The sequence below is a fragment of the Paenibacillus sp. IHB B 3415 genome (assembly GCF_000802655.2).
GTDB lineage: Bacteria > Bacillota > Bacilli > Paenibacillales > Paenibacillaceae > Paenibacillus_AQ > Paenibacillus_AQ phytohabitans.
On record NZ_JUEI01000072.1, the window covers coordinates 19,075 to 43,629 of the forward strand.

The window sequence follows — 24,555 nt, forward strand, 5'->3', positions numbered from 1 at the left end:
AGGCAGAAATGTTGTACGTATTACAACTCGGCCCCCTAGTTTCCTGGGAGTTCGAGGGGATTGTTGTATGAAATACAACAATTGTCAGGATAAACCGCTTGGAAGAGGGGAAATGTTGCATTTCATACAACAATTCGCAATTTGAAGCGGATATAGGAGAATAATGTTGTATTTCGTGCAGGATTCTCGTCCAGAAAACCGGGCCCGCCCGGGGAGTCCAACCAAATCCCCCCACAAGAGCGGGGCTTGTGCTCGCTGACTACCACGCTGACCACAGATCACCTCACTCACTACCACACTGCTGGTTACCTCCTCACTACCACGCTGACTACTGATCACCTCACTCCTTACCACGCTAACTACTGATCACCTCACTCCTTACCACGCTAACTACTGATCACCTCACTCCCTACCACGCTGACTACTGATCACCTCACTCCCTACCACGCTGACTACTGATCACCTCACTCCTTACCACGCTAACTACTGATCACCTCACTCCTTACCACGCTAACTACTGATCACCTCACTCCTTACCACGCTAACTACTGATCACCTCACTCCTTACCACGCTAACTACTGATCACCTCACTCCTTACCACGCTAACTACTGATCACCTCACTCCTTACCACGCTAACTACTGATCACCTCACTCCTTACCACGCTAACTACTGATCACCTCACTCCTTACCACGCTAACTACTGATCACCTCACTCCTTACCACGCTAACTACTGATCACCTCACTCCTTACCACGCTAACTACTGATCACCTCACTCCTTACCACGCTAACTACTGATCACCTCACTCCTTACCACGCTAACTACTGATCACCTCACTCCCTACCACGCTGACTACTGATCACCTCACTCCCTACCACGCTGACTACTGGTTACCTCCTCCTTACCAGGCTGACTACTGATTACCTCGCTTACTACCACACTGAACACTGGTTACCTCATCCCTACCACGCTAACCACTGATTACTTGTCCACTACCACACTGACTACTAGTTACCTCCTTCCTACCACGCTGACTACTGGTTACCTCCTCCTTACCACGCTGACAACTGATTACCTCGCTTACTACCACACTGACTACTGGTTACCATGCTCACCACCTCGCTGACTACGATTACCTCACTCACTACCACACTGTCTACTGATCACCTCGCTCACTACCACACTCACTTCCTTGCGACTATTGGTTACCTCACTAACTACCACGCTGACAACTCAGGTACTTTGCAGGCACCCTAAAACAAATAAATCACCTTTCAAAAAAGAGGCTATCCCCCGTCATTGCTGACACAGCGGGATAGCCTCTTATGGTTTACCTGTTTGCCTACTTACCTACTTACCTATTTGCCTGTTTACTTATTCGCCTCTGGACTTCCCAGCCAGCAGCTAGAGGTTAGCCCAATTTCACCAGGCTGTAGTTCTTCTTGCCTTTGCGGACGATGATGAATTTGCCGCCGATGGCAAGCTCAGCGGTAATCTCCGTCTCCAGCTCGTTGACACGTTCGCCGTTAATGGAGATTGCACCTTTGGTAATATCCTCACGCGCCTGGCGTTTGGATGGCTCGATGCCCAGATCGACAAGCCAGTCGACAATGTTCTTCGACTCCTTTGTGGCGGTGAAGGTCGGCATTTCCTTGAAGCCTTCTTCGATTTCATCGGCAGTCAGGGAGCTGATATCCCCGCTGAACAGAGCTGCGCTGATACGTTTAGCCTGCTCCAGCAGCTCTTCGCTGTGCACGAAGCGGGTCATTTCCTCGGCCAGTGTTTTTTGCGCCTCGCGTTTATGCGGCTCCGTCGCCACCTTCTCGGCAAGCGCCTCAATTTCCTCCTTGCTCAGGAAGGTGAAGTATTTCAGGTATTTCACCACATCGCGGTCATCGGTGTTCGCCCAGAACTGGTAGAACTCGTAAGGTGTGGTCTGCTTCGGATCCAGCCAGATGGCGCCGCCGGCGGATTTGCCGAACTTGGTGCCGTCCGCCTTGAGCATCAGCGGGATGGTCAGGCCGAAGGCTTTGGCTTCGTTGCCTTCTTTTTTACGGATCAGATCCAGGCCGCTGGTGATATTGCCCCACTGGTCCGAACCGCCGATCTGCAGCTGCACATCCTCATGCTGGTACAGATGCAGGTAATCCATGGACTGCAGGATCTGGTAGGAGAACTCGGTGAACGAGATTCCGCTGTCCAGGCGGCTGGAGACTACATCCTTGGCCAGCATCGTGTTGATGCTGAAGTTCTTGCCGATGTCGCGCAGGAATTCGATGACGTTCATGTCCTTGGTCCAGTCGTAGTTGTTAACCATCCGCACCTGATTGTCGCCTTCAGTAATGAACAGCTTCTTCATCTGGGCCGTCAGCGCATCTACATTCTCCTGTACCTGCTCCAGCGTCTGCAGGGAGCGCTCGCTCTGGCGTCCGCTCGGATCACCGATCGTTCCTGTAGCCCCGCCGATCAGAATGACCGGACGGTGTCCGGCAAGCTGGAAGCGTCTAAGCATCATAAAAGGAATCAGGTGGCCGATATGCATAGTGTTGCCTGTAGGGTCCACGCCGCAGTACAGCGATACAGCCTTACTATTCGTTAATTCACGCAGCCCGTCCGCATCTGTCTGCTGGTTAATGGCGTCGCGCCACAGCAACTCGTCGATAATGTTCAACATGTACAGCCCCTTTGGTTTGTTTTGTGTGTAATTGGTATGCATTGAAAAACAGCCAGCTTACCGGGTAACTCTGCAATTCCCGAATTTGGGCAACAAAAAATCGCCCCTTGTCTATATAGACACAGGGACGATTATCATTAACCGTGTTACCACCCAAATTGCACAGACATCACATTCAAACATGTCCGTACCACTCTTCCGCGAGTTATCGTTCGCTTAGCTCCGCTTGGCATTACCCAAGATACTCCCGAGGTGTAATTCGCAGTCCATTGTATATACCGGGTTCCATCAACCCCCGGCTTTCTGGGAACAGGGACAAGTCTGCTACTGGCTCGTTCAACGTATACCAACTATAAGATTACAGAAAGTATAGCCGCTTCTAAAATCGTTGTCAATGCAGAGGCAGCGCCAGCCAGGAACGGCCTACTCCAAATCCGCTCCATTGCTGGCCATTGCCTTCTGGTACCAGTAGAAGCTCTTCTTCTTCTTCCGGTCAAGCGTTCCGTTTCCGTCATCGTCCTGGTCCACATAGATCACGCCGTAACGCTTGGACATCTCCGAAGTCGACGCGCTGATAATATCAATCGCCCCCCAGGCGGTGTAGCCCATGACTTCGACTCCGTCCAGAACCGCTTCCTTGACCTGAGTGATATGCTTGCGCAAATAATCGATCCGGTAATCATCCTGGATGGAACCATCCTCTTCGACCTTATCCTTCGCACCCAGCCCATTCTCCACCACAAACAGCGGAAGCTGGTAACGGTCGTACAGCTCTTTGAGCACAATCCGCAGGCCAATCGGATCCAGCTGCCAGCCCCACTCGGTAATCTTCAGGTTCGGATTCTTCACGGTGCTGAACAGATTGCCGCCGGTCACACCATATTTCTCAGGAGTAACTGTGGAAATAAGCGACGTATAGTAGCTGAAGGAGATGAAGTCCACCGTGTTCTCACGCAGCAGCTGCTCATCGCCAGGCTCAGTCACAAGCTGAATATGATTGTCGGCAAAATAACGCTTCATGAACGGAGGATAGCTTCCCCGCGCCTGTACATCGGTATGCATCAGGTTGAGCTGATTATCGATCTGGGCCTGCAGCACATCCTCCGGATCACTGGTCGCCGGATAATGAATCATACGCGCGAGCATGCAGCCAATGCGGAATTCCGGATTAATCTCCCGCCCTTTGCGGGTCGCGAGGCTGCTGGCGACGAATTGATGATGCAGCGCCTGATAGGACGCCTCGCGGATGTTATCCACCGTATCCTCTACTACCCCGCCGCCGGTAAACGGCTCGATGATGGTAGTATTGATCTCATTGAACGTCAGCCAATATTTCACTTTGTCGCGGTATCTGGTCATGACAGTCTCAGCATATTTCTCATAAAACGCAATCACCGCGCGGTTCCTCCAGCCCCCGTAATTCAGCACCAGCGACATCGGCATCTCATAGTGGGAGAGGGTAACCAGCGGCTCAATGCCATATTTACGCATCTCGTCGAACATATCATCGTAGAACTGCAGGCCCTTCTCGTTAGGCTCGGCATCATCCCCATTCGGGAAGATCCGTGACCAGTTGATCGACATGCGGAACACTTTGAAGCCCAGCTCGCCGAACAAGGCGATGTCCTCTTTGAACCGGTGATAGAAATCAATCCCGTAACGTTTCGGGTATCCTTCCGCTGAGGTATGCTGCATCCCGCGCTCGATCGTTTCACTGGTGACATGCATCAGCTCTTTGAGGTTGGTGTAATCTTTTTTCTTATAGTATGGCACCATATCTGCCGTGGACAATCCCTTACCGTCTGCGTCAAAGGCACCCTCTGCCTGGTTTGCGGCGATTGCTCCGCCCCATAGGAAGCCTTGTGGAAAAGTGGTCATTTTTTCATCTCCTCATTATTAATAATTCGCGGGCCAAAAGGCAGGCCGTAACTGCGGGATGTTTGGACTTCCGGCCACTGTTATGTTTGGATTTCCTGAATTTATTCCGCTGTCAGCGGTAGAAATCCAAACATAGCTTATGCTTCCGATGCGAGCTTTCCTGCGGAAAGCTTTCAGGCGGACGCTATCGCTCCTACAGTTCCAAACTTCCCTCCGTTACTAATAGCCTTTTGTTAGGATGAAGCGGATTCGGAGGTGACAAAATTCTAAGCCAACCCGATCGCTTCGTTCCGAAATCACTAAGCTCAAACTCAGGCTAAGAGCAGAGCTGGCGCCTGGAAATAACTCAGGCTAAGCTCAACATTGAAGATCAAAAACTAAGATCCAAATTAAAGACCAAAAACTAAGACCAAAAACTAAGACCAAAAACTAAGACCAAAAACTAAGACAAAAAACTAAGACTAAAAACTAAGACTAAAAACTAAGACTAAAAACTAAAACCGAAAACTAAAACCGAAAACTAAAACCAAAATCGAAAGTCCAAATCGAAGATCCAAGCTAATTCCCATAAAAGACCGAAGATGCGACCAAAGCTAAACCGGCAACCTTACAGCTCAGCCTTCAACACCGGCTCACCAAAAGTTACTTCGCCCAGCTTAAGCGGCAGAACCTGCTTATAATCGGCTGTATTGGTAACGACCATAGCGGTCGTAATATCATAATTCTGGGCAATTTGCGCCAGATCGAAGGTGAGCAGCTTGTCGCCGGCCTGAATCGGATCACCGGCCTGCACATGCGCTTCGAAGAATTGGCCGCGCAGCTTCACGGTGTTGATCCCGACGTGGATCAGGAGTTCCATGCCGTCAGTGTTGCGGATAACCATAGCATGCTTGGTTTTGAAGACATTCATTACGGTACCGCTGACTGGAGATACGAGCTCGCCGACCGTAGGCACAAACGCAATGCCTTTACCCATCAGCTCATCGCCGAAGGTAGGATCATTGACTTCTTTTAACGGAATCGCCTTGCCAGTCATTGGGGCATAAGCTGTGCTGTCTGCGATAGCGGATGCCGGTTCTACCTCAACCTCTACCGGTGCGGGAGCTGCCGGGGTCACATCTGCCGGTTTAGCGGCGATACTGCCGGAAATCTGCTCCGCATCATCAGCTTCTTCCTGGAAGCCAAGTAACACTGTAACAACCGCTGCAACTACAAAGGCAATGACCATCCCGCCGAAAGCGTACCAGAAGGTCTGTCCAACCAATCCCGGCAGACCCGGGATACCGCCGTTACCAGCCAGGGCGTATGCCTTGGCGCCGAACGCCAGCGCGAAGCCGCCGCCTGCCGCACTACCAATCATCGCCGCGATGAACGGCTTTTTGTATTTCATATTGACACCGTACATGGCCGGCTCAGTAACACCCATGAGTGCAGTGAAGCTGGTGGACAGGGCGACGGATTTCAGTTTCTTGTCTTTGGCCCGGAAGAATACGCCCAGAGTAGCGCCCGCCTGACCCATATTGGAGATGAAGGTCAGCGGCAGGAACTTATCAAAGCCGAGTGTAGCCAGGTTGCTGATAATAACCGGGACCAGTGCGTAGTGCATACCCGTCATAACAATCAGGGACATCGCCCCGCCAAGCACGATCCCGGAGATCAGGCCGCCTTCATTCAGCAGCCAGTTAATGCCGCCGGACAATCCGTCTCCGACGAAGGTTCCCAGAGGTCCAATCGCGATCAGCGTTACCGGAACCATCACCAGGAGGGAGATCAGCGGAACGAGCAGCAGCTTGAGAGACGGTATGATGAAGCGGTCAACTGTTTTTTCCACGTAAGAAAGAATCCAGATTGCGAGCAGAATCGGAATTACGGAAGATCCGTAGGAGACCGCTGTTACCGGAATACTGAGGAAGGATACAGGGTTACCGCTGGACAATAGTGCACCCATATCCGGATACATCAGCGCCGCGCCGACACCAACTGCTATATACGGGTTACTGCCGAATTTACGCGCTGCGCTGAAGGAGATCAGCATCGGCAGGAAGTAGAATACGCCATCGCCAATCGCAGACAGGATACGGTACGTGTCTGTTCCCGCTGACAGCCATTCCAGGGTCACGAATAGAGCGAGCAGTCCCTTTAGGATACCTGCAGCCGTGATTGCGGGCAGCATCGGTGCGAATACACCGGCGATTGTCTCAAAAATCTTCAGAATCACATTCTGTTTCTTCCCGTCACCCTGCTTGTTTCCTTCCGCTGTCTGCTTGAGCGCCGGGTACTCTTTAACCATTTCGTCGTATACCTTAGGCACATCATTGCCGATAATGACCTGGAATTGCTCGCCCGAGATGTTGGTGCCCATCACCATATCCAGCTTTTTGAGCGCGGCCTGATCCGCTTTATGGTTGTCCTTCAGCTCGAAACGCAGACGTGTTACACAGTGGTACACCGACCTCACATTGGATACTCCGCCCACCGACTTGACGATTTGCTGCGCTGTTTCCTGGTGTTTCATTCGTCTTCCCCCCTAATTATTGGAATAAAAAAACCCGAATGAACACGTGCATACGCGAAAGATACGCATGCCGGTTTTCATTCGGGTTTTGCCTGATTGAACAGTAACAAGCCCCTTGTTATTTGGTTTTCATCAGCCTCTCCAGATGCAGGGTCAGATAGAGCTGCTCGGAATGGGTCATGACGTACTCGTAGTTCTTCAGGATAATTTGAAGGTCTCCGGATAATTCTTCTTAACCACCTTGTACAAATACTCCTCGGTGTCGTCATGGCTGGTACGGGTGATGACCCGCTGGCAGAAATATTTGAGATGCGTAATGAATCTGAAATAATTGACGCTGTCCTCGTCCAAATCCACGCCAAAATGATATTTGATAATGTTCATAATCTCCTGCAGCAGCTGCATCAGATGCGTCACATCGTTCATCGAGTCATTGACTTCGGCATTGATGAAATGAAGCGCGATATTGCAGATCTCATCCTTGGGAAAATCAATCCCCAGCCGCTCCCGCAGAATCGTCAGCGCTTCCTTCGCCACATCGTACTCGGCTTTGTAGAAATGCTGTACCTCCCAGGATAACGGGTTGCGGACAATCTGCTCCCGCTCCATCCGCTGCACGGCGAAATGGATATGATCCGACAGTGACACATAAATGCCGTCACTGATCTGCTTGCCCAGCTGCATACGCGCCAGAGTTACAATATCATCCGTCACCTGCAGGATTTCAACCGGCATTTCCGTAACAATCGCCTTGAAGCGCTCATAGATGGAGGAATCCTGAAGGCGGAAGACTTTCTCAATCCGCGCCTCATCAATGGGGTCCCCTGCCCGGAACTGGAAACCGATACCCCGGCCGAGGATAAGCAGCTCCTGATCCTTGTCATCTACGGTGCTGACGATATTATTGTTGAAAATCTGTTTGATTATCACTTTCAGCCCACCTGCTTTTGAGGAATAAAAAAGGGCAAAACAACAACGGAAACAAATCAATCATTCCCATTGTGGTTTTGCCCGCATTACCGGTAACAAGCCTCGGAAACAATTTAACATATGCTGAAAACGGTGTCAACCGTAAGTATCAGAAATCTGCTTTGCTAATTATGCCCATAGCAGCGCTCTTTTTATGACTGGCAGGATTATGGCAGTGCAGCGGTGTGACCTCAATGACTTCTGTGACTGTTGTGACTGTTGTGACTTCTGTGACAGTGAATCCATTGCATAGCCAATATAGTAATAGAGAGGGATTTACTGGTAAATATTTCTTCATCCAAAGGAGTGTTACTTCAATGCAGCTTAAGACAGGGGAACATGCAGGGATTTTTACAGGAAAACGTATTTCAGCCTGGTTTATCGTTGGCCTTATTATCCTGGAGATTATTTTCGCGATGACAGTGAACCTCCTTTTCTTTGAAAAGGGGACCTTCGATGGCATTAACCGGCTGACCCACGGGTGGATAAATGCCACGTTATGCGCGGGACTGCTCGGTCTCATGGTAATTGTCGTTATTTATTTATGGGCAATGCTCCGGATTCCGCTGCGGGATCTGGGACTGAGACGGGAGAAGCTACTGGCCGGATGCCTATGGACATTTGTGTTCTGGCTAGCGGTCAATGCAATGAGTGCCTGCATCAATCTCATTGCCGGTACAGCACTTACATGGAATCAGGACCTTGCCAACTTTCCGAATCTGTTTCTGGGCGCTTTACTCGGACAATTGTTCGGCAATGCCTTGCTGGAGGAGATCATCTTCCGCGGCTTCTTTTTTGTGCAGATCCATCATAGGTTGTCTGGATCGGGGAAGCCTTCCTCCCGCATAGTTAAGGCGATGCTCATCTCGCAAACAGTCTTTGCCCTCATGCATATTCCGAACCGGATTTACGGCGGTCTTCACGGAATGGAGTTTGTGTATGATTTTATCCAGCTGGTCATTCTCGGGATGCTGTTTGCACTCCTCTATGTCCTGACCCGGAATCTGTTCATCGTAGTGGGCATCCACTCGCTGCTGAATGTGAATCTGGTGATCTGGTCTAACAGCTACGCTACCACTGCATCGCTTACCTGTATGGGATTTGCCATTGGAATTCTTCTGCTGTTGCGGAGAAAGAAAGTACATAACCGGAAATCCGTGATACATTATTGACTGTACTATAAAAAAGCAAGACCCTCTTGCGGACGAAGCCGCAGGGCCTTGCTTAAAGGGTGCTAATTACCCGGACGAACAGGCTCTAGTGCATTTATCTGGGATACCGCGTAAGTCAGCTCCGTTAGTGCAGAACTCAGATCTGCAATAATAAGCTTCATTTCCTCATAAGGAGGGACAAAGGTGATACCAAATTCAAAAGTATAGCTGTAAATCTTAGGCTTGGATGGGTCGCTTAAATGACGGCTGTAGGCATAATCCTGCGTCGTCCCGCTGGTATAATACAATTGGGCCGACTCTTCAACCTTATAGGACTTGCCCCGAACAGCTTGTAACGCTGAGTTCATCCGGTTCCCAAGTTCCCGTTCCAGTTTCTCATCCTGCGGCGTAATGTATTCTTTGTAGCTGTCCTTTATAGTCTGAGAACTTTTCCCAGAAGCTCCGCGAATTCCTCTGTACTGCTGGTTCAAGAAGTTCTGGCCTGGGTCAGTGGTTTGGTTATTGTCATCCCCCCAGTTGAACATAATTTTCTCTCCAAAGCTGTGAATATCCACATAAAAACGGATTTGCGGGTACGTATCCAGAAGATACTTGATATTCTGCGATTCCGGCTCGGAGAATGGGGCTGGTCCAAGGTAAACCAGACTGTTTTTATCTGCTGAGGTACCGATTGTACTGCCCCACAAGAAATCAAAATTCCGGTTCAAATCAACGCCCATCGGTCTCCCGTTCTCATCAGGCCGGCGGTTCTTCCGCCACCAGAAGCCATTACCCGCCAGCTGATCATTCAATGAATCTTGACCATGGTTTTCCTGACAATACACCTTGCCATCCGGATTAACCTCCGGAAAGATAATTAGGTCCACAGATTCCAGCGCCTGCTTAATTTGTTCATAAGCAAAGCTTTTATTCCCATACTGAATAGGCTGTCTGCTTGTATAGGCTTGGACGAGCTTGGTTAACAAGTTAATGCAAATGTCAGAACCCCCCCACTCGCGCGCATGCACATTACCAGTAATCAGAATGGCCGGTTTCACTCTGGCTTGTTGTGGAGCGGCACTGAGCTTAACCGCACGGCATGTCCGCCCCTCCCACGTTCGGTTGGGAAGAGTGATCAGCGAGACCAGCCCGGGGTTTTGCCGGCTGAGCTGCAGTAATATATTATCGATTTCGTCCACAGTCATATAACCGCCACGCACCGACTCAGCTGTGAAATTGGCGGCTTGGGATTCGGACTCTAACCGGTTTCCATGGTATACCTCCTGCAACCGCTGAGCAGGAATATCTGTAGCATCCAGCTCGATCTCCAGAGTGTAGCCCTCTTTCTTCAACAGCTCCGCCTGTTCTGCAGACAGAATCCCGGAGACGGAATAATCGTCATCTTTTGTTTGCTTGGCACTGCTTCTAGCCAGATCCAGATTGTAATTCTCCAGCTCATGCAGCTTTTCCAGCGATGAAGCATGAATAACCGCTTGTACTACTTTCACTTTTATCATCCTTTCTTCTGCTTCGGGTTCAATAATGAGGTGAAGGACCAGCATGATTGCTGGTCCTTCATACAGTTATCTCGACACTTCGGCAATCTTAACGGTTTTATGACTGCACTTGGTAACCGGCCGTTCCATATGGCCCTGGTCGTCTGTGCACCACGACTGCGACTGGAAGGCGAGGAACAGGCCGAGCCATTTGTCCTCCTGCTCGAAATGAATCACAATTCCGCCATCCTGCCAGATGCCGTCGTCTTTTCTGTATTGCTCAACGTTCCCTTGATTCATATGAATGTTGTGAATACCGCCCGGGAAAGGCTCACCGTATACATAAATTTTAGCTGTTTCATCCTTGATGGCACGTTGCAGATAAGCATCCACTTTCTCATTCAAGTCATTATCCGGACCGTCTTCATTGAATCGAAGTGCGATCATCTTGGAGGGGTCAAACAGTCCGCCACGGATGTAGTCCAAGGCTATTTCATCACGGTTGGATTTACTGATTTTAGTAAAACCGTCTTTTAAGCTCTGCAGATGGGTAATCTGCTCAGAATTAAATTTATCACCGACCAGATATAACAGCTCCGAAGGAGTCTCTCTTGATTGAACATTGATGGCTAATTTGTATTCTCTGCCGTCAGCCTTGACTACCGCATGATAATGAGGTGTGCTGTCACCTGTGGGTGGTGCAGGTATTCCTCTGATGATCTTTCCTTTTAACACTCCGTATGGATTCAGCGGCATAATAATCGCTCCTTTTTAGTGTGTAGTTTGTGTTGTATGTGCTTGCTTCAATCGCTCAAGTGCCCATTTGGTTTTGGACATATCCTGCTCGAGCAGCAGCTTAGCCTCTTTGAACAGAGTAATGAATTGTTGATGCTTGTCCGCTGCTTCGGCTTCGGTGGCGTTCTTTATTTTCATTGTTGCTTCAGCCATGCGCTCTGCCCCGAGGGTCCAGACTTCCAGGTGAACTTTCTCCTGTTCCCATTTACTTTTATATTTCTCGGACCGGATAGGACCCATCACCCGGGTATCTGCTATAGACTTGAAGACACTGCTATCTTTAAAAGGCTGCGGGGCCTTGTCCAGGATCAGCTGCCTCCATTGTCCCTCCGGCTTGTCTTCCAGAGCAATGTCAAAGTCTTTTGCCAGAGATAACGCTTGCTTCTTGTACCCCCACTCGACTTCAAGTTCGTATTCTGCAAGTGTAAATCCTTCCTGCACCGCTTGTTCCATAGCGCTACGCATATCCGGATAATCCCTGATCCGTCTCTTGTAGGTAAGCTCCCATTTCTCTTCCTTGAAACGGCTACGGACAATCCACCCTGTCTCATAAAGCTTCAACTCAGGCGTATCGAGCAGGTGAATTTGCATTTTGTCCTTGAGTTGAAAGGATAGCCCCGCTATCTTGGGAAGCAGCTGTCCATCTCCCGCCAGCACCTGCTTAGGGTCAAGGAAAAGCTTGAATTCAAAAGACATTCCTTCGGGCATGATCGGACCTCCTTGTCAGGGTGCGGATTATGAATATGAGTTCAAATCCGGTTTATTGTTTCTCCAATACTCGGCCAGCAGCTCCGGTGCGGTCAGAAAGAGCAAGCCGTTACCTTCAGCTGCTTTGGAACTGCCCAGCGGCAAAGTACATCTGACAATCTGCGCATATAACTCATCTTCAGTTAACTTGCGGTTGAATTGGGATTCACTTTGATAATAGTTGAGCACAAGGGCTAATGCCCCAGCGACATGTGGAGAAGACATCGAGGTACCTGAAATTACTTTATAGGGTTCATTACGGTCAGGGACCAGATCAAGGGGATAACAGGACAGCACATTAACACCGGGGGCAGTCAGGTCAACCTCATTATTCTTCGTCAGGAGCTCGGCGTGCTCTCCGCTAAAATCAACCGCGCCTACAGAAGTGCATTCATTGTATGCTGCCGGGTAGCGTTTCTCATTCCGGTCACTGTTTCCAGCTGCGCAGACTACGATGATGCCTTCACCTACTGCCCGTTTAATAGCTTCATGCATGCCATCATGACCAGCTCCGGCAGAGAAGGACATATTGATGATTTGGACCTGCTGCTTAATGGCGTAATCAATCGCTTCTGCGATCCATTCCGGACGGCCGCTCCCTTTGCGGTTCAGAACCTTCAGAATCAGCAGATCCGCTTCCGGTGCGACTCCGACGACGCCCTTGTCGTTCTTGGTAGCAGCTATGGTTCCGGCCACATGGGTGCCGTGCCCATTGTAGTCCTTGTAGCTTTCTTTGGCGCCCCCGTCATCATCGGTGAAGTTCCAGCCCCCGGTAATCCTGTCCTTCAGATCCGGGTGGTCTTTGTCGCAGCCGGTATCCAGAACTGCAATTTTTACACCTTTGCCATATTTACCTTTCTCCCAAAAAGCCGGAGCCTGGATCATCTGCACCCCCTTGGGGATTTCTTTGATATGGCGCGTTACGTCATCGGCTTGAAAAGGCTGAAGCTCTACGGCATTGCTTGTGAGCGTACTTATTGCAGACATTGTGTAACCCCCACTCTGTTTTAATTATTATGAGACGGCTTATACACACTGAAATCGATCCGGTCAGCCAATTCAGGGAGATCAATAAAGGGATTCCGGTTGCCCTGAATTGCAAAGATCTCCTGATTTCTGTGCTTTTCGTATTTCAGGTTGGGCGGGAAGTCCTTATGCCATTTCAGGAGTACATTTATGTCTTGCTTTTTGACGTGCTTTGATTCAATACCTTTCGGATAGCGGAGAATGAAATAGAGCATTGCTCTCGCTACCACACCTTTGGCGTACTCAGGTTCGAATTCGCCGTCAAGCGCCCCGTCACCACCGACACCTTTGCCGCATTCTCCCCGCACTGTATCTGTTCTGAACTCATCGGGATTGTAGTCGGCAAAATCGACATATCGTTTATTTCCTCTGAATGAGTTGCATTTTTCTTCACAATAGAACAAATGATGTAAGTCACCACGCATCGGCTCAACTTCATTAAACCAGGATTGCGGAACAACATGCTCAACGTTTAATATATGTCCGGTAGAACTTACGCCACCCGCAGCAACAACCATAGCTGCATCTTCCTCAATAACCTTATGTGGTTCGGCTTCTTTGCCGGAATAAATGCTTCGCAGAAGTCCGTCGTCGTGCAGGTCTACTGAGGTTTTCAGATAAGTTCCACTTTCTTTATTTTCATCATTATGATGATATGGAACCTTCTTGGTATGTGTCTCCTCCAGCAACTGGGTTAATGCTTTGAACAATACCTTTCCATCCGGTTCATTCCGGTTCAAACGGGCATAATACTGTTCCACTTTGGCCTTATCCCTGACAGCGTCATAATACGCATTGGCATCGGCACTGAATCTCTCCAGATTGGCATCCAGCGTTTGCAGCTTGCTTACTGTACTTGACTGATCATTTGAACGAATTGAAGTCCCCATAGTTAACATCTCCTTGTAGTTTAGAAATCAAATGCATCGACGACCTCATAGCCCAGCCCTGCCCCTTGACCCCTCCACGCTCAAGCCTGTATCACCTGAAGCGTTGCTCACCCCTTACTGTTTATATTTTCTCTGGTACCTCCAAAAGGAACGGAGCTATTATGTGAAAACGTTCACTCGATGATACTTACTTTTATTTACATATTTGTTTTTTATCATTATCTACTTATGTATTTAATCAGAATGACCGTGTATAAAAGACCATAATTTTCATGCTGTACTCTTCACACCCCTTATGACGTCTCTGCTTGAATATAATGGATTTTATAAAAATTCAAATTAGTGAAAGTATATGGACGTTGTATTTTCCAGCACACTAGCCAGCTAAAGGAGACATGACATGAAACTCAAAGAAACCACGAATGAGATCCCCGCTAACCTTGATCCAAGACTGCAGCGGGTCATTGCTTTCAATCAAAGTGAACACAAAGAGGCTCATCCGCATTTGTTCAACGCAGAATCAGCGGAGACAGCGGATGCCCGTGAAATCGCAGTTATCGCCAAGGTAAGGGATATTGAGGCGTGGAAAAACCTGTCCGGAGTCCGGCAAATTGCCGACCTGGGCAGCGTGCCTGAGGAGCAGGAGAATGTACGGCTCGTCACCGCCCGGATTGCCGCAGACCAAATTGAGCAGATCCGCAAATCACCGGCGGTAATGAGCTTGAAGGCATCACAATTGTTAAAGCCCCAGCTCTTTAAGACCATTGAAGAAACTAAAGCCCGGGCGGATTTGCTGAATCAAAATACTAAAAGCAACGGCGGGAAAGGCGTTGTCATCGGGATTGTAGATGATGGATGTGACTTTACCCATAAGAACTTCATCCATTCAGACGGGACAAGCCGGATTCTCAGCTACTGGGATCAGACGGCCATTGCCTCTAGTGACACTGAGTTTGGATATGGCAAGGTGTACTCGCAAGAGCAGTTAAGCCGTGCTCTGCAAACAGATGCTCCGTTCACGGCGTTACACCTTCCTGATCCTAAAGATGATATTGAAGATTGGCACGGAACCCACGTTATGGATACCGCTGCGGGCAACGGTAACGGAACCAACACACCCGGTCCTGCTCCTCAGGCAGATATCGTATTTGTGCAATTGAATGCCGAGGATGTTCCATGGTCGGGACCTGACGCGGTAAAAGGGGATTTCGGGAGTTCAGTGCATCTGCTGGAGGCTCTGCAATACATCTATAAGCTCGCCGGAGACCGGCCGTGTGTCACCAATATAAGCCTGGGCACCAATGGCGGCCCGCATGACGGCACTTCTCTGGTTGAGGTCGGATTCGATACACTCCTAAGTGCTGCTAACAATCGGGCCATCGTATTGGCTGCCAGCAACTCTTATACTGACGGCATACACGCCAGTGGCACAATCCGCCAGAATGAGGTGAAGGATCTCAGCTGGATCGTGGAAAAATCAGACCGTACTTCTAATGAAATCGAGCTTTGGTACGATGCAGAAGATGAATTCTCCTGCCAGTTAATCACCCCGGATGGGCAGAACCTCGGTGAGGTTAAGCTCGGTACGACTCACCAGGCGGTCGGGAACCGGAATGAAATCCTGATCTTCATCTCCCACCGGAAACAAGATCCGAACAACGGTGACAATGTCATCAATATCTTCATGGAGAGAGGTTTACCGGCCGGTGCATGGACACTTAGACTGCGCGGAGAGAAGATCCGGTCAGGGAAATATCATGCCTGGATTGAACGGGATGATTTTGGCCAATCCCATTTCGAGGAACCGCTGGATAATACCCATACCCTCGGTTCAATCTGCTGCGGCAAAAAAACAATCGTGGTCGGTTCATACAGCGCCAAAGAAGCAGGCACACCACTTTCCTTCTTCTCCAGCGCCGGCCCGACACGGGACGGAAGACAAAAGCCCGAGATCAGCGCACCTGGAGGAAATGCCACCCAAGATGAACCTGATAAATTCAAGGTTCTAGCCGCTAAATCTGGATCAATAGATAAGGTTACTCCGATGATGGGTACCAGCATGGCGGCCCCGGCTGTAACCGGTATTATTGCCCTGATGCTCGCAGAAGCGTTGGCCCACGGCATTTCTTTATCCAGTGAAGAAATCCACGAGATTCTCCGCAAATCCGCAAGACCTATGTCGGGCAGCTGGCATGACCGTTATGGCTTTGGACGCATTGATGCTGCTAAAGCCGTACAATTAGTCGGCGAATTAACGCCTGTCCATTAAGCTCATCCGCAAAGGAGCCAACAACATTTGTTGGCTCCTGTTGTACATAGGACTCTTATGTAAAATGAATGTAATACAGAGTTAAACATTGAGCATATCCTTCTACCGCACGACATCGTGTGGTATCTTTGAAGTAGATACAGTTGCAACATCATACATGAAGTTATTTTCAGATACTTAGGCAAAGGAGAGTCAGCATTATATGAAGAGTATCGCTGTTTTTTGCGGTTCGAATGATGGAGCTTCGCCCGTATACAAGGAGTATGCTGTTGCTCTGGGCAAAGAGCTGGCTGCACGGGGCATCACACTGGTCTATGGCGGAGCCACTGTCGGCCTGATGGGCGCGATTGCTGATGCCGTAATGCAGGCGGGGGGACGCGTGATCGGGGTTCTGCCCCATTTTCTCAAAAAAAGAGAAATCGAGCACACCCGCCTGACCGAACTGATTATGGTGGACTCCATGCACGAACGGAAGCTGAAGATGTCTGAGCTTGCCGACGGATTCATCGCCATGCCTGGCGGGCCGGGCACGATGGAGGAGTATTTCGAGATCTTCACGTGGGCGCAGCTCGGTCTGCACCAGAAGCCCTGCGGGCTGCTGAACGTCAACGGTTATTACGATCCGCTGATTGCCCTGTTCGGCAACATGGTCCAGGAGAAGTTCATGCAGGAGAAACAGCATTCCATCATGCTGAACGATACGACTGCGGAGGGAATTCTGCAGCAACTCGCTGATTATACCCCGCCTCCGGTGAAGAAATATCTTACAGATGAGCGGACTTGATTGACACATATTGTGATTGAGCATAACAAACCCCCTGCGAGAGCCTCTCTGCAGGGGGTTTGTTCTACCGTTCCATATACCGGGTAAGCGCCGCTGTCTGAATCTCAAGCGCCCTGTCAATACCCAGCGCCTTAATCTGGGCTACATAATCATCAAAGCTGTCCAGCGGCTCAATGCCAAAAATAATCTTCAGGGACATCTCATCCACAAGCGTCGTCACATCCAGCATGATGGCGGAAAACTCGGTGCTCTCCTTCTCCGTCTTGGAGATTTGCGGAAGCATGGTGTTCCTGGCATCAGTGTCCGACCAGATCTGCACCGCCTCCTTCTGTTCCGGCAGGAAATAGTATTGCTCCAGATACCGGACATCCTGGACGAATGGCCCGAAGTAGCTGGCACGGGTATACATGGCAAGGGCTTGGGACGGAGCCAGCTTATCCGGGTTATGCATAATCAGATCCGTATATTTCGGGTAACCGTCCTTCATGGCATAGCTTGTGCCTTCCATTCCGAAGTTGAAGAGCAGATGTCCCTCAGGGCTGTAGCCGTAATCCAGCATCCGGACGGCTTCCTCCACATTCCTGCTGCCGCTTGAGATCGCTACGCCTCCGCTGCCCATATAAGCGTTGGCCCTTTGACCAAACTTCGGCTTCTCTCCCTTACGCAGAACCGGATAAGGTGCCGGAACAAACTTCGCCTCCGGCCAGAGGTCCTTGATTGCAGGCTGCCACATGCCTATTCCGGCTCCGGCATTCCATATACTGGCCCCGCTTCTGCCGGTGATCATATTGGCATCGAGCGTCTTCGTATCCACGGTCGCGATATTTTTATCAATCAGGCCCTCTGCATACCAGTTCCGGAATAAGGCCAAAAAAGATTTATAGCCGGGCTCGACGGGTCCATACTTCACTTCTCCCTGATCAAGATAGAATCCCTTCTTAATCCCATAGGCGCCAACGAAAGCACCGCTCTCAATTCCGAATAACGGATTCGGCACTCCCAGGAATGTAAGCGGGGCGGCAACCCCCTTCTTGTCCTTGAACGCCTTCAGCACCGTATGCCAGTCATCAATGGTAGCCGGGACCGGGAGATTCAGTTCATCCAGCCAGTCCTGGCGGATAATCGGCCCCTGGTAGGTAAGCAGCGGATCATCCCCCTGGATGAACGGGAAGACATAATAGCTGCCATTGTCCGTCTTCACCTGCTTGTCGATCTCCGGGTGCTGGCTCAAATACCGCCGCAGGTTAGGCGCATACTTCTGGATCGCATCATTCAGCCGCAGAATATATCCGTCGCTGATCGCCTTCTCGGGGCCGCCCGGGAAGCTGGCCCATTCATATTCCAGCATATCCGGCAGTTCACCCGAAGCCAGCAGGACATTGATCGCCTCCTTGGCCTGATTCGCCGGAGGCTGGATGAAGTCCAGCTTCACCCCGGTGCGGCGCTGCCATTCCTGGAAGAAGGGCACTTCCTGGAAGGTAGGCTTAATGTTCCCGGCGTTGCCGTTCAGCTCCGCCCAATAGGTCAGCGTCTTGTCCGTCTGTAACGGATAACCGTCTGCTCCGGGAAGGACCTCCGCTGCTGACGGCGGTGGTCCCTGCTGCGTCTGATCTGCCTGTGGACTCCATTCCCTGCAGGATGTTAACAGCATCAGATTCAGAAGCAACAGCAGGACAGACTTGCAACTTCTCTTGATCCGCATTGGTTAATCCCCCGTCCCGCTTCGTTAATTTATCCATTGATCTCTTTGTATTTGCCCGGAGTAATCCCCTCATATTTCTTGAATACTCGGATAAAGGTCGCTGCCTCATTATAGCCTGCCAGCTTGGCAATGTCGGCAATTGATCCCTGCTTGGCCCGGATCATGGCCTTGGCCTGTCCGATCCGGTACTTGTTGATGTAATCCAGAACACCTTCCCCCGTCTGATTCTTGAACAGCTTGGACAGATAGCTGCCCTTCAGATTGAAGTGCTCGCCGATCAGATTAACACTCAGATTCGAGTCGCTGTAATGCTCTTCAATATGCTCCGTTACCTTCACCACCAGATCACGCAGCGATTCGGCCCGTTCATGGGATACGTTCTGCTCCAGCCGGGCCGCAGCGTAGGCGCATACCTCGGCGAGCAGCGTCTGAAGCTCTGCCTTCATCTCCAGAATGGTGTCACAGGCAATAATCTTGTCCAGCCACAGCGGATTGTCCCCGAGCAAGCTGTTGTCCCCGCTGCCTAGCTCATTGACCGCCTTGACCATGGTTCCGGCCAGATTGAAGATCAGGCATCTGGCCAGGGTAAGCGAGGTGATGGGCTGATTGAAATTGCGGTCTGTCACCTCGCTGATCAGCCGGGTCGCCTGCTCAAAGTCGCCAACCTTGATCATATTAATAATCTGCTGCTCGACCTGAAGCGGGTAGTAGTATCCGGTCTGCGGATGATCCGCCTGTTCACTGCGGATCTCGTCATAGGTTATGATCTCCTGCTTGCCGAGCACCATCTTATACGCCATGGCATCGACGGCTTCACGATAGGCTTCGGCAATCCCGGGCAGAGAGGAATGGATGCCTCCGATGGATACGGTAAGATCCATCTGATAGCTGCTCAGGAACCGCTGTGCTTCAGCGGCGATGGTGGCCAGATCCTCTCTGAAGAGGGCGGATTCCGGCTCTCCGCAATTTACCAGGCATACCATCATCTCATCCACTTCGACCATGTAACCGGCGTGATGATAATGGCCTGCGAGCTCCTCCACCACATTGCTGATGATGAACTGGACCAGCTTGTTCTTCTCATTCAGGTCAATGCCCGGCAGCTGGGCCGACAGGCTCTCACTATTCTCCACCACGAACAGGATCACGGCGAAATCATCCGAGCGCAGCTGAATATCGAAGGACTGCAAGGCTTCTTCATAAGGAAGAAGTGTATCCATCTTCCCTTTCAGCAGCCGGTTGAGCATATTGGAGCGCAGCACATGCTGATGGATCTGCATTTGCAGCGCAATAGTCTCCTTCTCTCTCCTTGTGTTCGAGATCGCCCTCTGAATGAAGCTCAGCTCATTCCAGTCGGTCCGTTCTTCATGGGAATTCTTGTCTGTCAGCAGCTGGACCAGCTTCTGAATCGGCGAATAGTTGCGGCGCATGAAGAACCATGTTAAAACTCCGGCACTAAGCAGACTGATGAACAGGCTGATATAAGTGAATCTCCGGACATACTCCGCCTTCTCCCAATAGATGCTGCTTGGAATCACCAGCACATATTTCAGTTTGGAGACGGAGGACTGAATATAGAACAGCTCCGAATCGCCGTCTCTTGCCGGCATATTGACCATCTGGCTGCCATCCGGCGGCAAATGCTTCAGCAGGCTGTCCTGATTGATCGATACCGGCAGATTGGAGAGCAGCACTTCATTCTCTTCATTCAGGATAAGCACCTGTCCTCCGCTGAAGCCGGAGATACTCTCAATTGCTTGTTGAAACCTGCCGGTATCCGCCATGACCACAACCGTCCCCGTCTCCCGCCCGTTCAGATCCTTGGGCAGATGGATCAGATAGGCGATTCCGGTCCGGGGTTCAGCGGAATCGAGATGCGGCAGCAGCAGAAAACGGTTATTGGCCGATTGATGAATATTCTCCAGCCACTGTCCAACATTCATAGTTCCTGTATTATGAATAGTGTTGAAAGCGGTTGCGAAATCGCGCACATTGCCCGGCCGGATGACAGCCGCCTCCTGCTCCCAGGTTACGTAGAACTCATCAATTGACGCGTAAGAGGTCTGATACATCCGGAATTCCTTGGCCAGCTGATAAGCGGTGAACTGGGCATCGCCGGAGGATTTGCTTGAATACATCAGGTCCTGAAGCTTGGTGTTCCAGGTAATCTCCATATTCAGCCGTTTCATTAAATCAATCTGGGTATCAATCGTATACCGGACCTGCCTCAGCATGGAGTCGTTGGCACGGTGAATTTCGCTCTTCAGTGCCTGGCTGGACTGCATATACACCAGCAGGCTGACTGCCATTGGTACAACCAGCACAGCGCTGTAGGAAACAAGCCAGGTCACTATAATACTCTTCCGTTTCTCCCACAAATATTTAAAATTCAAGAAGACCCCTCATATCTGTATGTTTTGGATTCAGCGTAACCTTATTATAACGGCCATCTCTGAAGAGGGAATGGTTAAAAAGTAGAAACCGATAGACAAAATCAGAAACAACCCGAATGGCCGGTGCCATTTCGGGTGTTCTGATAGGTTGCCTGACAAGCTGGTACACACATGCGCAGAGCGGGCCCGCACTAGAAAATACGGTGCTCCCAGCCCGCGAGCCTGGCTATACTCTCGACAAAAAAATAGTCTCCGTAGATCAGCGACACATCCACATTGTCTCCTGCAGGCTTGTGCCCCGTACCATGCAGAAGGATCGCTTCATGCTCTGCATCTTCCCACGTTCCATAGTGCTCATACAGGGACTTCAGTATCCGTTCTGCGGATTCCCGGTAGATTCTTCCGTCTACAGCGGACAAGCTCTCCGCCAGCTCCAGCAGACCCGATGCCGCACAAGCTGCTGCGGAAGTATCCCGCGGTTCACCGTCCAGGCTGCTGCCTGCCCGGAAGTCCCAATGGGCCACATGATCCTCCGGCAGGTGGGCGAGGAAGAAATGGGCTACGCGCTGGGCCGCATGCAGGAACGTCTTGTCCCCCGTATGGCGGTAAGTATTCGCCATGCCGTAGAGTGCCCAGGCAGTTCCCCGGCTCCAGCCGGAGTCCGGTGCATGGCCCTGGCCGCCCAGCACCTCCAGGACTTCGCCGGAATGCGGATCGAAGCTGACGATGTGTTTAACCGAGCCGTCTTCGCGGATGAAATGCTTAAGCACGGTCTCGGCGTGCGCCTGCGCGATATGGGCGTACCGGGGATCGCCGGTCTGCCGCGAAGCCCAGAACAGCAGGGACAGGTTCATCGAGGTGTCGATGATGGACCAGCCCGTTTTGTCGCCGTTCCAAGCCCGGATGAACCTGCCGTTCAAATTGTAGCGTCCCGCCAGAAAGTCCGCTGCGGACAAGCCCCGCCGCAGGGCATCCGGATCACCAGTCAGCGTGTGCTTGATTACAGCCGTCGGCAAAAACTGAAAACCGACATCATGATCGAAGGAATTCGGGGCCAGCGTCAGCCGTTCGAGCCGTTCATCCCAGTTCCAGGCTGCTTCGCGGTAAGCGGCTCTGCCGGTCATGTCATGCATAATCCACAGGATGCCGGGCCAGAAGCCCGACGTCCACCAGTCCAGCCGCTGATCGTCATATTTGCCGCTGTCCTTGGCAACATGCGGCGATTTACCGCCGATTAACGTCAGCATCTGCTCTGTTTTATGTTCAAGCTTCTCCCAGAGGAGAGGAATATCAAGTAACTGCTGGATTGCTGCCATAACCAGTCTCCTTTTCAATAGTGGATTGGGGATTGCCGTCAGCCCTTAACAGAGCCGACCATGACCCCTTTGACAAAGAAACGCTGTACAAAAGGATACACGCACAGGATCGGTACCGTGGCGACCATAATCGTTGCGTATTTGATCGTCTCGCCAATCTGCTGGCGGTCGCCCGCACTGGCTCCTGCTGACATGCTGTCCGTAGAATTCGCGATCAGAATCTCCCGGAGCACCAGCTGAAGCGGGTACAGCTCCCTGCTCCTGATGAATACCGAGGCATAGAACCAGCCATTCCACTTGTCGACGGCATAATAGAGAATCATTACGGCAATCACCGGCATGGAGAGCGGAATAATGATACGGAAAAGAATCGTGAAATGATTGGCCCCGTCGATTTTGGCCGATTCCTCCAGGCTGTCGGGAATGCCCATGAAGGCCGTGCGCATGATAATCAGATTGAACGTGCTGATGGAGAAGGGCAGAATCGTAGACCACAGTGAATCCAGCAGCCCCACTCCCTTGACCACAAGATACATGGGAATCAGGCCACCGTTAAAGAACATCGTAAAGAGGATCAGCAGCATAAACGTATTGTTCCAGAGCACATTTTTGCGGGACAGCACGTAGGCGCCCAGGGCCGTCATCACCAGATTCACGGCAAGTCCGGCCACGACGATAAACAGTGTGTTGCGGTATCCCGTCAGAATGCCGGAATTGGCCAGCACACTGCGGTACGCATCGAAGCTGATGCCGAGCGGACGCCACAGGATGCCTTTATGCACCATCAGCTGGCCGGCATCACTGAAGGATGCGAACAGCACATACAGCAGCGGATAGAGCGTAACGATGATCAGAAAGACCAGCAGCACATAGATGCCGGCATAGAAGATTTTATCGAAAAGAGAGCTTTGTTCCTTCACGGGTTCACCTCACCACAAGCTATTTTTGTTGACTTTACGGCTCACGTAATTCGCGGTAATCAGCAGGAACAGGTTGATTACCGAATTAAACAAGCCTACGGCAGAGCTGTAGCTCCAGCCGAATTCAAGCAGCCCTTTGCGGTAGACGAAGGACGAAATCACATCGGCTGTCTCATAAGTGATCGGGTTGTACAGCAGGATAATCTTCTCGAAGCCGACATTCAGCAGATTCCCCATCCGGAGAATCAGCATAATGGAGATGGTCGGCAGAATGCCGGGCAGCGTAATATAGAACATCTGCTTGATCCGGCTGGCTCCGTCCATCCGCGCCGCCTCATACTGCTCCACATCAATGCTCATCAGGGCGGCAATATAGATGATTGACTCCCAGCCGATCCGCTGCCAGATCTCCGAGAGGATGTAGATGGGACGGAATAACTCCGGCTTCTGCAGCATGGCCTGCCCGTCATAGCCGAAGAACGTAAACAGCCCGTTGATCACACCGTCAGCATTCGTGAAGTCGGTAATGATTCCGCAAATGACTACGAGTGAAATGAAATAGGGCATATAGGTGATCGTCTGGGCCACCCGTTTGAATGACTTGCTGCGGATCTCGTTGATCAGCAGGGCCAGAATGATCGGCGCGGGAAATTCAAAGATCAGGGAGTAGAAGCTGATGACCAGCGTATTTTTCAGAATCCGCCAGAAGTAATAGCTGTTGAAGAAATCGTGAAAATGCTTCAGTCCGACCCAGTCGCTCCCGAGAATGCCCTTCATCGGCGAATATTCCTTGAAGGCAATCAGTGCGCCGTACATGGGGGCATAATGAAAAATAAAATAATAAGCGATGACCGGAATCATCATCAGATACAGGTACTTGTTGATCCGGAAATCACGGAGGAAACGGTTTGTCGTCCGCGCAGGTGCCAGGGCTCTTTGTGCTGCGCCGGTTTGCATTTTTGCCATGCGGCTGTTTCACCTCAAATCCAGGGTTGAGCGAGGGCTTCCGCCCTCAGCCCATTGTTAT

At 50.8% G+C, this 24,555-nt stretch carries 16 protein-coding genes and 1 pseudogene; 3 read left to right on the forward strand and 14 right to left on the reverse strand.

What is annotated here, in order from left to right; translation table 11 throughout:
* Positions 1 to 1,414: 1,414 nt before the first annotated feature.
* The 4 genes and pseudogenes from tyrS to licT all read right to left on the reverse strand — a co-directional run bounded on the left by tyrS (position 1,415) and on the right by licT (position 8,000).
* Complete coding sequence (gene tyrS, locus QW71_RS27315; RefSeq protein ID WP_039306839.1) at positions 1,415 to 2,674, reverse strand: tyrosine--tRNA ligase; 1,260 nt, start codon at positions 2,672 to 2,674, stop codon at positions 1,415 to 1,417.
* Positions 2,675 to 3,100: 426 nt separating this feature from the next.
* A complete protein-coding gene (ascB, locus tag QW71_RS27320; RefSeq protein WP_039306785.1) occupies positions 3,101 to 4,555 on the reverse strand; it encodes a 6-phospho-beta-glucosidase in 1,455 nt (484 codons plus the stop codon).
* Positions 4,556 to 5,162: 607 nt separating this feature from the next.
* Positions 5,163 to 7,070, reverse strand: coding sequence for a beta-glucoside-specific PTS transporter subunit IIABC (locus tag QW71_RS27325; RefSeq protein WP_039306787.1), 1,908 nt, complete (start codon positions 7,068 to 7,070; stop codon positions 5,163 to 5,165).
* Between the two features lie 118 nt (positions 7,071 to 7,188).
* Positions 7,189 to 8,000 (reverse strand): annotated as a pseudogene (licT, locus tag QW71_RS37375) (BglG family transcription antiterminator LicT).
* A gap of 356 nt (positions 8,001 to 8,356) precedes the next feature.
* On the opposite strand from licT, the gene QW71_RS27335 reads away from it, so the two are divergent.
* Positions 8,357 to 9,211 (forward strand): CPBP family intramembrane glutamic endopeptidase, encoded by an 855-nt coding sequence (locus QW71_RS27335; protein WP_039306790.1) that lies wholly within the window; start codon positions 8,357 to 8,359, stop codon positions 9,209 to 9,211.
* Between the two features lie 62 nt (positions 9,212 to 9,273).
* Here QW71_RS27335 and QW71_RS27340 read toward each other — a convergent pair whose 3' ends face one another.
* From QW71_RS27340 to QW71_RS27360, 5 genes are all read right to left on the reverse strand, one after another.
* Positions 9,274 to 10,698 (reverse strand): M14 family zinc carboxypeptidase, encoded by a 1,425-nt coding sequence (locus QW71_RS27340; protein WP_235441563.1) that lies wholly within the window; start codon positions 10,696 to 10,698, stop codon positions 9,274 to 9,276.
* 75 nt (positions 10,699 to 10,773) lie between these two features.
* A complete protein-coding gene (locus tag QW71_RS27345; protein WP_039306792.1) occupies positions 10,774 to 11,442 on the reverse strand; it encodes a YukJ family protein in 669 nt (222 codons plus the stop codon).
* A gap of 15 nt (positions 11,443 to 11,457) precedes the next feature.
* Positions 11,458 to 12,189 carry a hypothetical protein gene (locus tag QW71_RS27350; protein WP_039306794.1) on the reverse strand — a complete coding sequence of 244 codons (732 nt, stop codon included), beginning with the start codon at positions 12,187 to 12,189 and terminating at the stop codon, positions 11,458 to 11,460.
* 27 nt (positions 12,190 to 12,216) lie between these two features.
* A complete protein-coding gene (locus QW71_RS27355; protein ID WP_047014009.1) occupies positions 12,217 to 13,215 on the reverse strand; it encodes a S8 family peptidase in 999 nt (332 codons plus the stop codon).
* A gap of 20 nt (positions 13,216 to 13,235) precedes the next feature.
* Positions 13,236 to 14,144, reverse strand: coding sequence for an endonuclease I family protein (locus tag QW71_RS27360; RefSeq protein ID WP_235441564.1), 909 nt, complete (start codon positions 14,142 to 14,144; stop codon positions 13,236 to 13,238).
* Positions 14,145 to 14,544: 400 nt separating this feature from the next.
* Here QW71_RS27360 and QW71_RS27365 point away from each other — a divergent pair, with 400 nt between their 5' ends.
* Both QW71_RS27365 and QW71_RS27370 read left to right on the forward strand, forming a co-directional pair.
* Complete coding sequence (locus QW71_RS27365; protein WP_039306804.1) at positions 14,545 to 16,413, forward strand: S8 family peptidase; 1,869 nt, start codon at positions 14,545 to 14,547, stop codon at positions 16,411 to 16,413.
* Between the two features lie 202 nt (positions 16,414 to 16,615).
* The gene (locus QW71_RS27370; protein ID WP_039306808.1) at positions 16,616 to 17,197 is read left to right on the forward strand and encodes a TIGR00730 family Rossman fold protein; all 582 of its coding nucleotides are present in this window, start codon (positions 16,616 to 16,618) and stop codon (positions 17,195 to 17,197) included.
* 64 nt (positions 17,198 to 17,261) lie between these two features.
* Here QW71_RS27370 and QW71_RS27375 read toward each other — a convergent pair whose 3' ends face one another.
* The 5 genes from QW71_RS27375 to QW71_RS27395 form a co-directional block, all read right to left on the reverse strand.
* Positions 17,262 to 18,899: an extracellular solute-binding protein gene (locus QW71_RS27375; RefSeq protein WP_039306815.1), complete on the reverse strand. Its 1,638-nt coding sequence runs from the start codon at positions 18,897 to 18,899 to the stop codon at positions 17,262 to 17,264.
* A 29-nt stretch (positions 18,900 to 18,928) separates the two neighbouring features.
* Entirely contained in the window at positions 18,929 to 21,292 is a 2,364-nt protein-coding gene (locus QW71_RS27380) for a helix-turn-helix domain-containing protein (RefSeq protein ID WP_039306818.1), read from the reverse strand.
* A gap of 191 nt (positions 21,293 to 21,483) precedes the next feature.
* A complete protein-coding gene (locus QW71_RS27385; RefSeq protein ID WP_083442747.1) occupies positions 21,484 to 22,608 on the reverse strand; it encodes a glycoside hydrolase family 88 protein in 1,125 nt (374 codons plus the stop codon).
* 38 nt (positions 22,609 to 22,646) lie between these two features.
* On the reverse strand, positions 22,647 to 23,528 hold the full coding sequence (locus QW71_RS27390; protein ID WP_039306819.1) for a carbohydrate ABC transporter permease: 882 nt from the start codon (positions 23,526 to 23,528) through the stop codon (positions 22,647 to 22,649).
* Between the two features lie 9 nt (positions 23,529 to 23,537).
* Positions 23,538 to 24,485 carry a sugar ABC transporter permease gene (locus QW71_RS27395; protein ID WP_047014013.1) on the reverse strand — a complete coding sequence of 316 codons (948 nt, stop codon included), beginning with the start codon at positions 24,483 to 24,485 and terminating at the stop codon, positions 23,538 to 23,540.
* Positions 24,486 to 24,555: the final 70 nt, after the last annotated feature.

What these genes read in the sequence shown, in the direction of transcription:
- QW71_RS27365 (WP_039306804.1), top strand. Translation starts at nt 14,545, where the DNA reads ATGAAACTCAAAGAAACCACGAATGAGATCCCCGCTAACCTTGATCCA.
- QW71_RS27345 (WP_039306792.1), bottom strand. Translation starts at nt 11,442, where the DNA reads ATGCCGCTGAATCCATACGGAGTGTTAAAAGGAAAGATCATCAGAGGA.
- ascB (WP_039306785.1), bottom strand. Translation starts at nt 4,555, where the DNA reads ATGACCACTTTTCCACAAGGCTTCCTATGGGGCGGAGCAATCGCCGCA.
- QW71_RS27395 (WP_047014013.1), bottom strand. Translation starts at nt 24,485, where the DNA reads ATGCAAACCGGCGCAGCACAAAGAGCCCTGGCACCTGCGCGGACGACA.
- QW71_RS27325 (WP_039306787.1), bottom strand. Translation starts at nt 7,070, where the DNA reads ATGAAACACCAGGAAACAGCGCAGCAAATCGTCAAGTCGGTGGGCGGA.
- QW71_RS27360 (WP_235441564.1), bottom strand. Translation starts at nt 14,144, where the DNA reads ATGGGGACTTCAATTCGTTCAAATGATCAGTCAAGTACAGTAAGCAAG.
- QW71_RS27350 (WP_039306794.1), bottom strand. Translation starts at nt 12,189, where the DNA reads ATGCCCGAAGGAATGTCTTTTGAATTCAAGCTTTTCCTTGACCCTAAG.
- QW71_RS27355 (WP_047014009.1), bottom strand. Translation starts at nt 13,215, where the DNA reads ATGTCTGCAATAAGTACGCTCACAAGCAATGCCGTAGAGCTTCAGCCT.
- QW71_RS27375 (WP_039306815.1), bottom strand. Translation starts at nt 18,899, where the DNA reads ATGCGGATCAAGAGAAGTTGCAAGTCTGTCCTGCTGTTGCTTCTGAAT.
- QW71_RS27385 (WP_083442747.1), bottom strand. Translation starts at nt 22,608, where the DNA reads ATGGCAGCAATCCAGCAGTTACTTGATATTCCTCTCCTCTGGGAGAAG.
- QW71_RS27335 (WP_039306790.1), top strand. Translation starts at nt 8,357, where the DNA reads ATGCAGCTTAAGACAGGGGAACATGCAGGGATTTTTACAGGAAAACGT.
- QW71_RS27370 (WP_039306808.1), top strand. Translation starts at nt 16,616, where the DNA reads ATGAAGAGTATCGCTGTTTTTTGCGGTTCGAATGATGGAGCTTCGCCC.